General features: G+C 50.0%; 13 protein-coding genes. 10 read left to right on the top strand and 3 right to left on the bottom strand.

Going from position 1 to position 13,406, the window contains the following annotated elements; all coding sequences use genetic code 11:
- Positions 1–138: 138 nt before the first annotated feature.
- The 9 genes from B3F49_RS05000 to B3F49_RS04960 all read left to right on the top strand — a co-directional run bounded on the left by B3F49_RS05000 (position 139) and on the right by B3F49_RS04960 (position 9,727).
- Positions 139–1,050: a DUF3800 domain-containing protein gene (locus tag B3F49_RS05000; RefSeq protein ID WP_293909398.1), complete on the top strand. Its 912-nt coding sequence runs from the start codon at positions 139–141 to the stop codon at positions 1,048–1,050.
- Between the two features lie 502 nt (positions 1,051–1,552).
- Positions 1,553–1,744: a hypothetical protein gene (locus B3F49_RS04995; RefSeq protein ID WP_293891453.1), complete on the top strand. Its 192-nt coding sequence runs from the start codon at positions 1,553–1,555 to the stop codon at positions 1,742–1,744.
- 269 nt (positions 1,745–2,013) lie between these two features.
- Positions 2,014–3,144, top strand: a complete 1,131-nt coding sequence (locus B3F49_RS04990) for an ABC transporter ATP-binding protein (protein WP_293909395.1) — start codon at positions 2,014–2,016, stop codon at positions 3,142–3,144.
- Positions 3,141–4,082 carry an ABC transporter permease gene (locus tag B3F49_RS04985; protein WP_293891447.1) on the top strand — a complete coding sequence of 314 codons (942 nt, stop codon included), beginning with the start codon at positions 3,141–3,143 and terminating at the stop codon, positions 4,080–4,082. Before B3F49_RS04990 ends, B3F49_RS04985 begins: the two co-directional genes overlap by 4 nt.
- Positions 4,079–4,882, top strand: coding sequence for an ABC transporter permease (locus B3F49_RS04980; RefSeq protein WP_293891444.1), 804 nt, complete (start codon positions 4,079–4,081; stop codon positions 4,880–4,882). Before B3F49_RS04985 ends, B3F49_RS04980 begins: the two co-directional genes overlap by 4 nt.
- Before the next feature lie 321 nt (positions 4,883–5,203).
- The gene (locus B3F49_RS04975) at positions 5,204–5,590 is read left to right on the top strand and encodes a hypothetical protein (RefSeq protein WP_293909392.1); all 387 of its coding nucleotides are present in this window, start codon (positions 5,204–5,206) and stop codon (positions 5,588–5,590) included.
- A 90-nt stretch (positions 5,591–5,680) separates the two neighbouring features.
- A complete protein-coding gene (putP, locus tag B3F49_RS04970; RefSeq protein WP_293891438.1) occupies positions 5,681–7,177 on the top strand; it encodes a sodium/proline symporter PutP in 1,497 nt (498 codons plus the stop codon).
- Positions 7,178–7,514: 337 nt separating this feature from the next.
- Positions 7,515–8,813, top strand: coding sequence for an O-acetylhomoserine aminocarboxypropyltransferase/cysteine synthase family protein (locus B3F49_RS04965; protein WP_293891435.1), 1,299 nt, complete (start codon positions 7,515–7,517; stop codon positions 8,811–8,813).
- Positions 8,804–9,727: a homoserine O-succinyltransferase gene (locus B3F49_RS04960; RefSeq protein WP_293891433.1), complete on the top strand. Its 924-nt coding sequence runs from the start codon at positions 8,804–8,806 to the stop codon at positions 9,725–9,727. The genes B3F49_RS04965 and B3F49_RS04960 overlap by 10 nt, the downstream gene beginning before the upstream one ends.
- On the opposite strand, the gene B3F49_RS04955 is transcribed toward B3F49_RS04960, so the two are convergent.
- From B3F49_RS04955 to B3F49_RS04945, 3 genes are read right to left on the bottom strand one after another with little or no spacing between them, the layout of a single operon-like run.
- Entirely contained in the window at positions 9,688–10,395 is a 708-nt protein-coding gene (locus B3F49_RS04955; RefSeq protein WP_293909389.1) for an MTAP family purine nucleoside phosphorylase, read from the bottom strand. The genes B3F49_RS04960 and B3F49_RS04955 overlap by 40 nt on opposite strands.
- Positions 10,392–11,411: a translation initiation factor 2 gene (locus B3F49_RS04950; RefSeq protein ID WP_293909387.1), complete on the bottom strand. Its 1,020-nt coding sequence runs from the start codon at positions 11,409–11,411 to the stop codon at positions 10,392–10,394. Before B3F49_RS04950 ends, B3F49_RS04955 begins: the two co-directional genes overlap by 4 nt.
- Positions 11,411–11,920, bottom strand: a complete 510-nt coding sequence (locus B3F49_RS04945; RefSeq protein ID WP_293891424.1) for a nucleoside deaminase — start codon at positions 11,918–11,920, stop codon at positions 11,411–11,413. Before B3F49_RS04945 ends, B3F49_RS04950 begins: the two co-directional genes overlap by 1 nt.
- 228 nt (positions 11,921–12,148) lie before the next feature.
- On the opposite strand from B3F49_RS04945, the gene B3F49_RS04940 reads away from it, so the two are divergent.
- Complete coding sequence (locus B3F49_RS04940) at positions 12,149–13,405, top strand: FKBP-type peptidyl-prolyl cis-trans isomerase N-terminal domain-containing protein (protein ID WP_293909385.1); 1,257 nt, start codon at positions 12,149–12,151, stop codon at positions 13,403–13,405.
- Position 13,406 lies beyond the last annotated feature (1 nt).

The following is a 13,406-nucleotide window of genomic DNA, read 5'->3' as shown; positions in this document are numbered from 1 at the left end:
CGCAAATTTGCGTTAATTCACGTTGACAGTTTGGAACATTCAGCTTATATTATAAACACGTCTGGAAGGAGTCGCCAAGCGTCTCCACGAGCGATGTTATCATCGCATCGCCAGTCGTTTTTTTAAGAAGGTTTACTGATGCGTCTTTGTTATATTGATGAATCTGGAACTCCTCAAATCCCTGGTAATACTTCTCACTATATCCTTGCAGGACTGTCCATTCCAATCAATAAGTGGAAAAAATATGATAATCAGATTGAAAAAATTAAATCAAAATATGAATTAGTCGGATCTGAAATTCATACAGCTTGGTTGCTTCGCCCATACCATGAACAAACCAAAATACCCAATTTTGAGTCTATGGATACTCCAACAAGGCAGTTTGAAGTTAAAAAAGCAAGAACTATAGAGTTGCAAAGACTCTCAAAAAGTAAATCAAGACAATACACACAAACGAAGAAGAACTTCGAGAAGACTAAAGAATATATACATCTGACTTACGCTGAACGAAAAAATTTCATATTCGATGTTGCTAATACATTAGCTAGTTGGACTGATGTACGATTATTCGCAGAATGTATCAATAAATTGAATTTTAATCCCACAATTGCTAGACTATCAGTCGATGAACAAGCTTTTGAACAAGTAGTTTCGAGGTTTGAGAAATATTTGCAAGTATTTTCAAAGAATCCTCATTGTGAATCAAAGCACTTTGGTCTTCTAATTCATGACAATAATGAGACTGAAGCAAAAAAGCTAACTGATTTGATGAAAAAATTTCATCATGACGGAACCTTTTGGACAGACTTAAAAAATACCATAGAAACACCACTATTTGTAGATTCAGAACTTACCAGTATGGTGCAGCTCGCTGATTTATGTGCTTTTGCTATTAGAAGATATCTAGAAAATCAAGAAGAAGAACTATTTAGCATTATTTATAAACGTGGAGATAGAGATAGAAAGCAGAGATGTGTTGGAATAAGACATTACAATGGAAATGAACCCTGTACTTGTATAATCTGTAATAATCATAAAGACCAAGATTAATACATGTTACACCCTACACCAATTCTACATCAAATTTCCTAATACTCTCTTATATTGATGTATAAACACTGATAGTTCCTGATAAAAACACTTGTTCTTTTCTGTTTGTATTTCTATATCTATTAATCTTTTATGATAGTCTTTGACAAATGTTGATGAACCTCAAATGGCGCCTTCTATGCAGTAGGTCAGAGGTTCGAGACCTCTTTGGCGTAAATCCGATGCCGACGGTTTTGTTGGCATCATTTTTATTCTTGTGCTGTCGGCTTCTGGCATAACGTGAGATCGGCCTTACTTGGCAAAAGTACTGTTTTTTGGGAAGTTTCTTGGTCAAATCTTGACGCCTTGCAGAGAAGGTCCTATGCTTGTGTCATGAGAGGCACCAAAATGAACTTCTTTGATGCAAGGCCTCGCTCAACGTTCAGTACACAATTGTCTGCGCTTAAGTGCGTATGCATAAACAAGCCTGTTTCACATGCAGTATGCAAAGGAGAATCAGGGGATGTTGCCATTTGATCTTCGCATCCAAACACAGCATCGCTTTGATTATTGCAGGGTCTTTGATTTTCCAAAGGAAGCAGAACTGCTCAGGTTCACGCGCCTTACCTGGTATGGTTATGACGAAGAAGGCCCGGCAGTCTATCGGGAGGATCCTGATACCGGGGAGGTTGTACGCATCGATTTCCTTCAGTGACCAAGCGTCATGAACGCTTGGTGTGTTTTCTCTTCCCAAAGCCACCATCATGCAGGGTTGCCCACTCGATTCAGCGAAAGGCTGGTTTTTTATTTGTATCTCTTTGTTAGGAAATGCATTATTTACGCATTTTCTCGTAAGGAAAAATATTAGGCAACCTGCTTGACAGACTCTCTGAAATATTCGATATTCGCAGTAAATCGTAAAGGCTCCAAGACGGTGTGTTTTGGAAATTCTGTGCCTGAAACGAGTGGAGGGAATGGAAAAGATTGAAAGGTGTTGAAGTTAATGTCGAACGGGTTTCCCGCTCCTATGGCGATTTCAAGGCACTCGACGAGGTGAGTGTCAAGATAAACAAAGGTGAGTTCTTCTCACTGCTGGGGCCTTCAGGGTGTGGTAAAACCACCTTGCTGAGGATAATCGCTGGATTTGATTACCCTGATACTGGAAGCGTGGCGTTTGACAACAAGGACATTCTGCCCTTGCCGCCGGACAAACGGCAATCCAACACGGTGTTCCAGACCTATGCCCTGTTCCCTCACCTCACCGTTTATGAAAACATTGCTTTCCCCTTGCGGCTCAGACGGGTGGACAAGCAAACAATCGAATCGAAGGTAATGGAGTACGTTCGCCTTGTCCAACTGGAAGACCACATCTACAAGAAACCTTCGATGCTCAGCGGCGGACAGAAGCAGCGGGTTGCCATTGCCAGGGCGCTCATCAATGAACCCAGAGTGCTTTTGTTGGACGAACCGTTATCCGCTCTTGACGCAAAACTCAGGCAAAACCTGTTGGTTGAGTTGGACCAAATTCATGATAAAGTCGGAATCACCTTCATCTATGTCACTCACGACCAGAGTGAAGCTCTGTCTGTATCCGACCGCATTGCCGTCATGAACAAGGGTAAAGTACTGCAGATCGGCACCCCCTATGAAATCTATGAGGCTCCTGCAACCCGCTTCGTCGCCCAATTCATCGGGGAATCGAACAGCTTTCCCTGCACCGTGCTCTCATGCGAACCATACGAGGGGGAGTACCTGGTACGAGTTGATGTTCCTGCTTTGAAAGGAGAGGTATCGGTTACCGATTATGAACCACAGGCAATCGGGGCGAAGTTTGACTTTACCATTCGCCCTGAGAAAGTGAGAATATCCACCAATCCTCCACGCTCCACGGCCAAAGTAATGAACACGTTCAAGGGAATCGTTGACGAGCCCGTGTATTCAGGATTCCAATCAAAGTTCTATGTAAAGCTCGAACAAGAGCCTTCCACACAGGTTAAAGTCTTCAAGCAGCATACGGTGTTCCTTGAGGATGGCCCGGACATCGAGTGGAAAGACACTGTCTACGTCAGTTGGACAGCAACTGACGGTTACTTGGTAAAGGATACCGACCGATGAAAAAGACCCTCAAACCAAGGGAACGTGAACAACTGCTGGGGACCATCTATGGTGGTCCCATGGGCTTGTGGTTCACCCTCTTCTTCACGGTCCCCTTGGGTATCATCATTCTCTACAGTTTCTTGAAGCGCGGCCTGTATGGAGGTGTTGTTTGGGAATTCACCCTCACCGCCTACAAGCAGATGTTCAATCCCAGTTTTGCAATGGTTGTGATCAGGACACTGTGGATTAGTGTACTTTCCACTTTCCTTTGCATTCTCATAGCGATACCCTGCGGGTATGCCATGGCAAAGAGCAAGCACCAGACGTTTTTGCTCTTTCTCATCATTATTCCTTTCTGGACCAACTCACTTATCAGAATCTATGCCTGGATCTCCATCCTCTCCACCGAAGGCTTCATCAACAGCCTGCTCATTCGCCTAGGCTTGATCGACGAGGGATTGAAGCTCATCTACAACAATGGTGCTGTAGTACTGGTCCTTATCTACATGTACCTGCCCTTCGCCATTCTTCCATTGTTCACCACCATCGACAAGTTTGATTTCTCCCTGTTCGATGCAGCGCGCGACCTTGGAGCGACCAAGCTCGGCTCCATTGTCAGGGTGCTGTTCCCGAACATCAAGAGCGGGCTCAGCACCGCCTTCATCTTCACCTTCATTCCCATCTTCGGAGCCTATACGGTTCCCTTGTTGGTCGGAGGCAAGGACTCGACCATGATCGGAAACATCATCGTCGATCAGGTATCAAAGACAAGGAACTGGCCCCTTGCTTCAGCATTCTCCATGATTCTCACCCTCATATCCCTGATCGGAGTGTTCTGGATGCTGTACAATGGCAAGCGTGAGCAGATGCAAAAGGAAGGAGGGCTCAAGAAGACCACCCAGCAGGCACTTGAACACAACGTCAAGGCACACCACACCCATCGAGGAACAAAATGAACTACCACAAATACTCAAACAAGACAGGTTTTTCATTCTCCTATGTGATGTTGACACTGGTGGTCGTGTTCCTCTTCATCCCCCTGTTTGTCGTGGTGTTCTTCTCGTTCAACAGTGCGAAAGGTATGCAGTGGGACCATGCTTCACTGGTCTGGTACAAGACCCTTATCTACGACAGTCCTTCTTTGTGGGCGGCTTTCAAGAACAGCCTGATCATAGCCCTGACAAGCTCCATCACGGCAACCACCTTGGGCACGCTTGCAGCCATCGGCATCAAGTGGTACCGCTTCCATGGAAGGAGCTACATCACTACGGTGAGCTACCTGCCCATGGTCCTTCCCGAGGTCATCATCGGTATCTCCATGTTGATTTTCTTCTCTGCAGTAAAAGTGAGACTGGGTATGTTCACCATCTTTGTTGCGCACACGACGTTCAACCTTCCGTTTGTCTTCATGATGGTCTCCGCACGCTTGGACGAATTCGACTATTCGACTGTGGAAGCTGCCAGGGATCTGGGGGCCAATGAACGGCAGACATTGACCAAAGTCATTATTCCCAGCATCATACCCGCAGTTCTCTCAGGGTTTTTGATGTGTATCACCATGTCCCTGGAGGACTTTGTCATTACGTTCTTTGTATCCGGACCTGGTTCGGGTACCCTACCCCTGTACGTGTATTCGATGATTCGCTACGGCGTCTCTCCGGTTATCAACGCACTGTCGTTCGTTATGATTCTCGGTACCATGATCATCGCATTCATCTTCAGGAAATTTCTAAAGACTGTGGCTGCAAGCAGCTAAGGTTGGAGGCATCATTTCGTCTGGAGGTGCGTCATGAACAAAGCATCCCGATTTTTCTTCTACTGGCAGTCTTTGCACTCCTGCCGACTGGCATGAGCTGTAAAAAAACCAACACATAGAATGGCAAGCTCTACCTATACAACTGGACCTATTACACCCCCGACTCCCTGAAGAAACCGGCATTGATGTTGTCATTGACAATTTCGCCTCCAACGAAAAGATGTTTGCAAAGCATGCCCGGGCTATAGCGGAAACTCCACCGACGAAGACCAGCTGAGGCAGGCAACCGACCTGATAAACTCACAGTGGAAACCGAACCTGGTGAAATTCGACTCCGAATCCTTCGGAAAAGCATTCAGCAGGGACGAATTCGTGGTCGTACATCCGGAGAATGTATTTGCCGAGATCGGCAAGGAGAAATGGTCGACCATCGGCTTCTTCATCCCTGCCGATGGAGGCATGATGTATATCGACAACATGGTCATTCCCTCTGGCTCGAAAAACGCAGTATTTTTGGATGCATTCAGCCTTCCGCCCACGACCAATACCGGGGCATCGGCATATACGAAAACCACCCAGCCATTCTTTTCCATCGATGACTTGTCCAATTCAGACAACATCAGCGATTTAGGGCCTGATCTCGAATTGTACAACCAACTGTGGCAGACCATATGGTATCAGCACCAAAACATGCATATTTATGCATAATCAGTACATTCTGTTCTGTTTTGCTCTTGCAACGTGGTTTTACAACAGGTATTCTGAGCCAAGATGTCTTTATTGGGGAGAGAATCATCCATGAACAGCTATCAATTCCTTACAGCCCTCGCGTTTGCCCTCTACCTTGGCCTCATGTTGGCCATCGGCTTTTTCACCTTCCGCAAGACCAAGTCCACCAGTGACTACTTCCTCGGCGGTCGTTCCATCGGACCCTGGTTCACCGCTCTCAGCGCCGAAGCTTCGGACATGAGCGGCTGGCTCTTGATGGGACTTCCCGGACTTGCCTACTTCACCGGCTTGCAGGAAGCCTTTTGGACTGCGGTAGGCCTGTTGGTCGGAACATACCTGAACTGGTTCTTCGTTGCCAAGCGGATGCGCAAGTACACCATCCATGCAAAAGATTCCATCACCATCCCCGAATTCTTGGCAAACCGCTTTCATGACAAATCGAAAGTCCTGCAGACAATCAGCTCAATCATCATTCTCGTTTTCTTTGTCGTCTACACAGCCAGCGGCTTTTTGGCCTGTGCAAAACTCTTCACCTCTGTCTTTGGGATGAACTACTATGCAGCCCTCCTTCTTGGAGTGGTGGTAATCCTGGGCTATACCCTCTTGGGTGGATATCTTGCAGTTGTCGCAACCGACTTCCTCCAGGGCAGCCTGATGTTCATTGCGTTGGTGGCAACCGGACTGATTGCATTGTTCGCAACGGGCGGACCGGCACACACCTTCGCCAAGCTAGGTGAGTTCGGCCAGCACTTCATCAACCCCTTCATCACTCCTCCGGGAACATCCTACGGCTTTTTGCAGATTCTCAGCGCCCTCGCCTGGGGCTTGGGATACTTCGGCATGCCCCACATCCTGGTCCGGTTCATGTCGATTCGAAGCAACGCTGAAGTCAAAACCAGTCGCAGAATCGCCATGGTCTGGGTCACCATTGCAATGGCGGCAGCGCTTTTGGTCGGTGTCGTCGGCAAACTGTTCCTGCTTCCCCTGACGTATGACAGCCAGAGTGCAGCCGAGGCGGTGTTCATCGCCAGCATGCAGAAGATTTTCCCCACATTCATCGCTGGTTTCTTCCTCTGTGCAATCCTTGCAGCCAGCATGAGTACTGCCGACAGCCAGCTTTTGGTAGCCTCATCAGCCTTCAGCAAGGATGTCTACAAGGCCCTGCTTCGCAAGGACGCATCGGACAAGGAAACGCTTCTGGTGAGCCGTATCACTGTTATTGTCATTACCATCATCGCCATATTCCTTGCAATGGATCCCACCTCTTCCATCTTCGACGTAGTCAGCTATGCTTGGGCTGGATTCGGAGCGACCTTTGGACCTGTCATTATCGCAGCCCTCTTTTGGAGACGGGCAACCCGAAAGGGAGCCATTGCAGCTATGGTAGGCGGCGGGCTTACCGTAATTATTTGGAAACAACTATCCGGTGGTCTTTTTGACGTCTATGAACTGCTTCCCGGATTCATCCTCGCTTCCCTTCTGATGATCCTATTCAGTCTTCTGGACAAGAATCCTGATAAGGATATGCTTGCAGAGTATGATGCCTATATGGCCATCGAAGACTAACAAACCAACCGGGGAGCAATCCCCGGTTTTTTACTATTTTAGCAATTTTATCAAAACTACTTGACTCATCAATGCATCAAATTTATACTACTGAAAAATCCAGCCTTTCGGTAGGATATTTTTCTTGGAGGAGGCACACCATGATGCAGATGCAAAGCGCAACTGAATCTTCAGATCCCATGATGTGCCGTACGGCTCTCGCCTAAAAACTTCAAGGAAATTCCATGAAACAAGCAAAACATCCTCGCTGTGGCTCGGTAGTCGACCACATGTGACGCTCTTGGTCTCATCAAACCCACGAACATACGTTCGTGCATTCTTATACCAGGAGATATTTATGACTACCCATCGTTTTGAAACAATCGCCCTCCATGCAGGCCAGGAAAGACCCGACAGCGCAACCGGGGCAAGAGCCGTACCGATTTACCAGACAACCAGTTTTGTTTTTGACAACTGCGCCCATGCCGAGGCCCGCTTCAATCTTTCCGAACCCGGCAATATCTACAGCAGATTGACAAACCCCACACAGGAGGCCTTTGAGAAGCGTATTGCAGCGCTTGAAGGAGGTGTAGCGGCTCTGGCCGTTGCCAGTGGATCGGCAGCGATTACATACAGCCTGCTCAACCTTGCAAAAGCCGGTGATCACCTTGTTTCAGCCTCCACCATCTATGGAGGCACCTACAACCTGCTCTCCCACACCCTCACCGAGTGGGGCATCACCACCACATTCGTGGATGTCTCGAATCTTGATGAAGTGGAAAAAGCCATCACCGATCACACCAAGGCTCTGTTCGTAGAGACCATAGGGAACCCCAATGCGACCTTGTGCGATCTGGAAGAATTAGGGCTCATCGCACACCGACACGGCATACCGTTGGTGGTGGACAACACCTTTGCCACGCCGTATCTGGTACGTCCCATCGAACTGGGTGCCGACATCATCGTCCATTCGGCAACCAAATTCATCGGCGGCCATGGTACAAGCCTTGGGGGAGTCATCATCGACAGCGGAAATTTCGACTGGCTCTCAAGCGGCAGGTTCCCCTCGCTCACCGAGCCGAATCCCAGCTACCATGGGATCAGCTTCACCCAGGCATGCGGTCGTGCAGCCTGGATCACCAAGGCCAGGGCCGTCATCCTTCGCGATACCGGATCCTGCCTGTCGCCTTTCCACTCATTCTTGTTTCTCCAAGGCCTTGAAACCCTCGCCTTGCGAGTCGCCCGCCATGCAGAGAATACAGAAAAAGTGGTCGCCTTCCTGTCCGGCCATCCCTGTGTCGCAACAGTGAGGCATCCGTTGCTCTCGGATAATCCCTACCATGAGCTGTACAAACGCTACTTCCCCAAGGGGGGTATCAGCATCTTCACCTTCGACATCAAGGGAACCGAAGAACAAGCCAGAGCTTTCATCGACTCTCTGAGGCTTTTCAGCCTGCTTGCGAACGTTGCCGATGTGAAATCACTGGTGATTCATCCTGCGACCACGACGCACTCTCAACTTTCGGCAGAAGAGCAGGCAAGAGCGGGAATACTGGGTACAACCATCCGCCTCTCCATCGGGTGCGAGCATGCACAGGACCTTATCGACGACCTGGCCCAAGCCTTTGATGCGATAGGAGGCAAATCATGCCGGTAACCATACCCCGGGACCTGCCCGCCGCCGAAGTACTGAAGCAGGAGAACATTTTCTTCATGACCAAAGAACAGGCCATCCATCAGGACATCAGGCCGTTGCAAGTAGTCCTGCTCAACCTCATGCCGAACAAGATTCGTACGGAGCAACAGTTTCTCAGGCTGCTGGGCAATACAGCCTTGCAAGTGGAGCTGACATTCCTGACTACCGCAACGTATCAAAGCAAGCATACGCCACGTTCCTATTTGCAGACATTTTATCAGACATTCGACCAAATTCGGGATCGCTGCTTCGATGCCTTGATCATTACCGGCAGCCCGGTTGAGACCCTCGCTTTTGAAGAAGTGGCTTACTGGCAGGAACTCACAGAAATCCTCAGTTGGGCTGATGAGCGCGTGTATTCGTCTTTCTTTGTCTGTTGGGCGGCCCAAGCCGCCCTGTACCATCACTATGGCATAGGGAAAATTCTCCTGCCTAAAAAGCTTTCGGGAGTGTACAGCCACACCGTGCGTCAGAAAAACCACCCGTTGGTCCGAGGCTTCGATGACCGATTTTGGGCACCCCACTCGCGCAATACGGCCGTGGACGAGTCAAGGCTGTCCCTCGAACACGACCTTGTGGTGCTCTCCGACTCCGAGGAGGCTGGATTATACCTGGTTGTCAGTCAGGACGGGCGGAAAGTCTTTGTGACCGGCCACAGCGAATACGATGAGTTGACGTTGCACGATGAATACCAACGAGACCTTGCAGCAGGCCTCTCTTTAGAGCAGCCGTCACATTATTACCAAGGTGAAGAGGTACAGGTGCGCTGGCGGGGCCACGCACACCTTTTGTTCAGCAATTGGCTGAACTACCACGTGTACCAGAGCACGCCGTATCAGTTGGAACAGCTGAGCAAAGTCTTGCAGCACAGCTGAGTCATCTCTTCCTTCAAGACGGCTGTCTCAGCATCGCCGATAAAGCTGACATTCGCCTGTCCGACTCCTGCAGTCCAGTTGATACTGTATGCCAGAGCCAGACAGCGGATGCCTGCCTCCTTGAGCAGCGACACCTCGGTGGCCAATGTCATCCCGACCACATCACAGCCCAGCCGTCCGTACAGACGGATTTCCGCCTTCGTCTCAAGCCGGGGGCCGTTGGTGCACACATACACTCCTGCGTCCTTGATGTGTGGTGCAAGAATATTCATCCGCTCTCTCAACGAGGCGTCAAACACGTCGTCCATTGCACAGTGCCGCACCCCGCTGGCCCCCCCGTTAAAGAAGGTATGTTCCCGCGAGCCTCCGGTACAGTCTACAAAGTCTGAAACAATACCGATTTCTCCCGGGCTCAAGGCTTGGGAAATGGACCCCACTGCATAGATGCCGATCGCCTCATCGACTCCCAAGTCCTTGAGGGCTGCAACATTTGCCCGATAGTTGATCAAATGGGGCGGCAGAGAGTGGGATGAGCCGTGGCGGGGAAGAAAGACCAGTTGATCGGTGATAAACAGCTCAACCTCGCCGTACCGTGTTTGCACCATGCTTCGTTTCAGGCTGAGGCCGTCCAACGTATCGACTCCGGTTCCACCAATGATTGCTTTCATGGAAAGTTCCTCTTCACGTGCTCCGGCTCAAGGATGCCTTTGGGAGTAACCAAGGCAGTCACCAATTCGGAGGGGATGATATCAAAGGCCGGGTAGAGGGCCCCGATGGAATCCAAGGTGGTGGGAGAGCCCATGCACCGGGTGACTTCCGAAGGGGACCGCATTTCCATCGTCACATCCGCGCCGCCCTGCTTGGTCGGGTCGGGAGAGATGCTGAATGCGTAGTAGGGTACGTTGTAGTACCGTGCTGCGATTGCATTGCTCAAGGTTCCCACCTTGTTTACCACCGTCCCGTCCATGCAGAGCAGATCGACTGCGGTCATGTACATATCCACCTTCCCGGCATGAAGAAAGGAGGCACCCATACCATCGGTAATGACTTGCACCTCAATGCCCATCTCTTTGAGACTGGGGGCGGTGAGGCGGGAGCCTTGCAGATACGGCCTGGTCTCATTGGCCAGGACCCGTACGTGCTTGCCGCTTTCCTTGGCATAGGCAAGGGAGAGCAGAAAGGTATGCTCGGCAAAACAGGTGGTGAGCACCACCGAATCCTGCTTCAGCAGGGTGCTTCCCATCCTTCCCATCTGATGATACAGCCTGTCATAGCCTTCAAGCATGAGGTCCACCTGCGTCTGCACGGCATGATCAAGGGCCTCAAGGTCCGAGGCAGAATCCTTGACCGCTGCAAGCAGGCTTTGCAAGGCACGTTGCATGGTTGTATTGGTCGGCCTTGCGGCCATAAGCTGCTTCGCAGCATCCGCAAGGGTCGCAAAGCCGCCTCTCAGCTCTCCGCTTTGCATCAGTCGCGTTATCCATACCATGGTCTGCAAGGCGACTTCAAGTGGTCCTCCCCCCTGCGTCACCATCGCACGCAAGGATTCGGCGACCTGATCGACACTGCTGCAGACCTCGAATCGTTTCTCAAAGGGGAAGGCTCTTCGATCACCGATAAGAAGGTGCTTGCCTTCCAGGCGGCAGATATTCTCATGTTGGAGCAGATAGGGAAGCGTAATCATCAGTGCACCCAGAATGAAAGATGGTCGGCGACAATGGCTTTCTCGAGCTCCTTGTCGTCGGTCGGGCCAACCACCTCGATGTCCTTCTGCCCATGGGCGAGCACCTCATGACTGGGAAGGTCGAATGTTGGATTCTGCTCATCGGCTCCGGTAAGCTCAAGCAGCCTGGCTTCGGTGATGCCGAATACGAGACGACGGACATTGGTCCAGTATAGAGCTCCGGTGCACATCACACAGGGCTCTGCATTGGTGTAGAGTGTACAGGTTGCAAGAAAGGAAGGGTCGTAGAGCTTGCATGCCTTGAAGAGCAACAGGGTTTCCGCATGCATTGCAGAGCCTCCTTCCTCATAGCTGTTCTCCTGTTCAAGCAGGATGTTGCCGTCCTTGTCGGCCAGCAATGCCCCGAAGGGGTGATTCCCCTTGCGTTTCGCCTCACCTGCGATGCGAACCGTCTCATATAAAAGCCGTATGTCCTGTGCATTGGGAATACTTCGGGTAATGGCAGCCATGATCTCTGTTCTCCTCGTTGTTTGGTAACCCTAGCATGCAATGTTTTATTTGGCAATGATGTGCAAGTTCACAAAACTACAAGAATAGACCTATCTGATGATAATGTAGTACAATAAGGAATATAGTCGACGCAAGCTTGAGAAATTGAGCATTGACGTTTGACTTCAGAGAACGTACAGTATGAAGAAGTTGCTAGAGAAGCAACCACCCTACAAAAAGGAATGACTATGAATAAGAGTAATCGAACAAAGGTGGTCGTGACCCTGTTGGCCATGATCCTCATTTCTGCAAGCCTCTTCGCGATGGGTATGAAAGAGAGTGATCCGGCCGCAGTAACCGTACGCATCCTCACCACGATGAATCAGAATGGCCAGGTAACGCTGTTGGCCAGAAGCGCCGATAATCAGGATATTACGTTCCAGGCAGGATCCTATACTGATGCAAGTTATCCTATCGCCAGCCTTGTAGCAGGAGATTACATTGAAGTAGTCCTTGACAACAACAACAAGGCCATGAACATCCGCTATATCAACCCCTTGGTGGCACTGGGTGTGCTGCCCTATTCCATCAGCACTGAACGAGCAACCGAGCTTGAGAGCCTGACCGACCGTTTCAGCTACACCTACGGGTATCTGTTGATCCAGTCATTCTCCGCACAGGGGCTGTTCTTCGATGCAGGCTACTACGTAAAGGGAGCACTCGACGGGTACAAGGACTCGATGAGCGAAGTCCCCCAAGGGTACTTCACCCTCGAAGAGTTGTTTACCAATGTCAATGATTATCAGGAGAAGGTCTGGAATGCCGGTCTTGCCAAAACCGACTACGGAAAGAGCTATGCAAGCATCAGCGAAGTCTCCGCTCTCCCAAAGCCGGAGGACTTGTCCGATGCCTTCAGCTATACCTACGGCTACCTGCTCGCCCTCAACATGGCAGGTCAGGGAATCACCGTCAATGGTGACTTGTACGCCCAGGGAGCTTTGGATTATGCTTGTGACAATCAATTGTTGATGAACTATGCCGAGATGCAGGTTGCTTTTACCGAATATCAGCAGATTCTGGAAGAGGAATACCAGAAATGGATTGCTGAAATCGCCGGCACCAACCTTGCAGAAGCAGAAGCCTTCCTTGCACAGAATGCAACCAACGAGGGAGTCGTCACCACGGCCAGCGGACTGCAGTACCAGGTGCTTACCCCCGCCGCCGGTGTCAAGCCGACTCTTGCCGATACGGTGGAAGTCAATTACCAACTGCAGCTTATCGACGGCACCTTGGTCGAGAGTTCCTATGATATGGGCCAGACTGCACATTTCCCGGTAAGCGGCTTGATCGAGGGTTTCACCGAAGCATTGCTCACCATGAACACCGGCAGTGTTCTCAGAACCTGGATTCACCCCGGCCTTGGCTATGGTGAAATGGGAACTGAAACCATTCTTCCCAATTCCTTGTTGATTTTCGACATTGAGCTTGTTGGAATCGACAAATAAC

It is taken from the genome of Sphaerochaeta sp. UBA5836 (assembly GCF_002432845.1).
GTDB lineage: Bacteria > Spirochaetota > Spirochaetia > Sphaerochaetales > Sphaerochaetaceae > Sphaerochaeta.
The sequence above is the reverse complement of the archived record's forward strand: the minus strand, read 5'-3'. Positions and strand labels throughout refer to the sequence as shown.

What these genes read in the sequence shown, in the direction of transcription:
- B3F49_RS04985 (WP_293891447.1), top strand. Translation starts at nt 3,141, where the DNA reads ATGAAAAAGACCCTCAAACCAAGGGAACGTGAACAACTGCTGGGGACC.
- B3F49_RS05000 (WP_293909398.1), top strand. Translation starts at nt 139, where the DNA reads ATGCGTCTTTGTTATATTGATGAATCTGGAACTCCTCAAATCCCTGGT.
- B3F49_RS04995 (WP_293891453.1), top strand. Translation starts at nt 1,553, where the DNA reads ATGTTGCCATTTGATCTTCGCATCCAAACACAGCATCGCTTTGATTAT.
- putP (WP_293891438.1), top strand. Translation starts at nt 5,681, where the DNA reads ATGAACAGCTATCAATTCCTTACAGCCCTCGCGTTTGCCCTCTACCTT.
- B3F49_RS04960 (WP_293891433.1), top strand. Translation starts at nt 8,804, where the DNA reads ATGCCGGTAACCATACCCCGGGACCTGCCCGCCGCCGAAGTACTGAAG.
- B3F49_RS04950 (WP_293909387.1), bottom strand. Translation starts at nt 11,411, where the DNA reads ATGATTACGCTTCCCTATCTGCTCCAACATGAGAATATCTGCCGCCTG.
- B3F49_RS04940 (WP_293909385.1), top strand. Translation starts at nt 12,149, where the DNA reads ATGAATAAGAGTAATCGAACAAAGGTGGTCGTGACCCTGTTGGCCATG.
- B3F49_RS04945 (WP_293891424.1), bottom strand. Translation starts at nt 11,920, where the DNA reads ATGGCTGCCATTACCCGAAGTATTCCCAATGCACAGGACATACGGCTT.
- B3F49_RS04980 (WP_293891444.1), top strand. Translation starts at nt 4,079, where the DNA reads ATGAACTACCACAAATACTCAAACAAGACAGGTTTTTCATTCTCCTAT.
- B3F49_RS04965 (WP_293891435.1), top strand. Translation starts at nt 7,515, where the DNA reads ATGACTACCCATCGTTTTGAAACAATCGCCCTCCATGCAGGCCAGGAA.
- B3F49_RS04955 (WP_293909389.1), bottom strand. Translation starts at nt 10,395, where the DNA reads ATGAAAGCAATCATTGGTGGAACCGGAGTCGATACGTTGGACGGCCTC.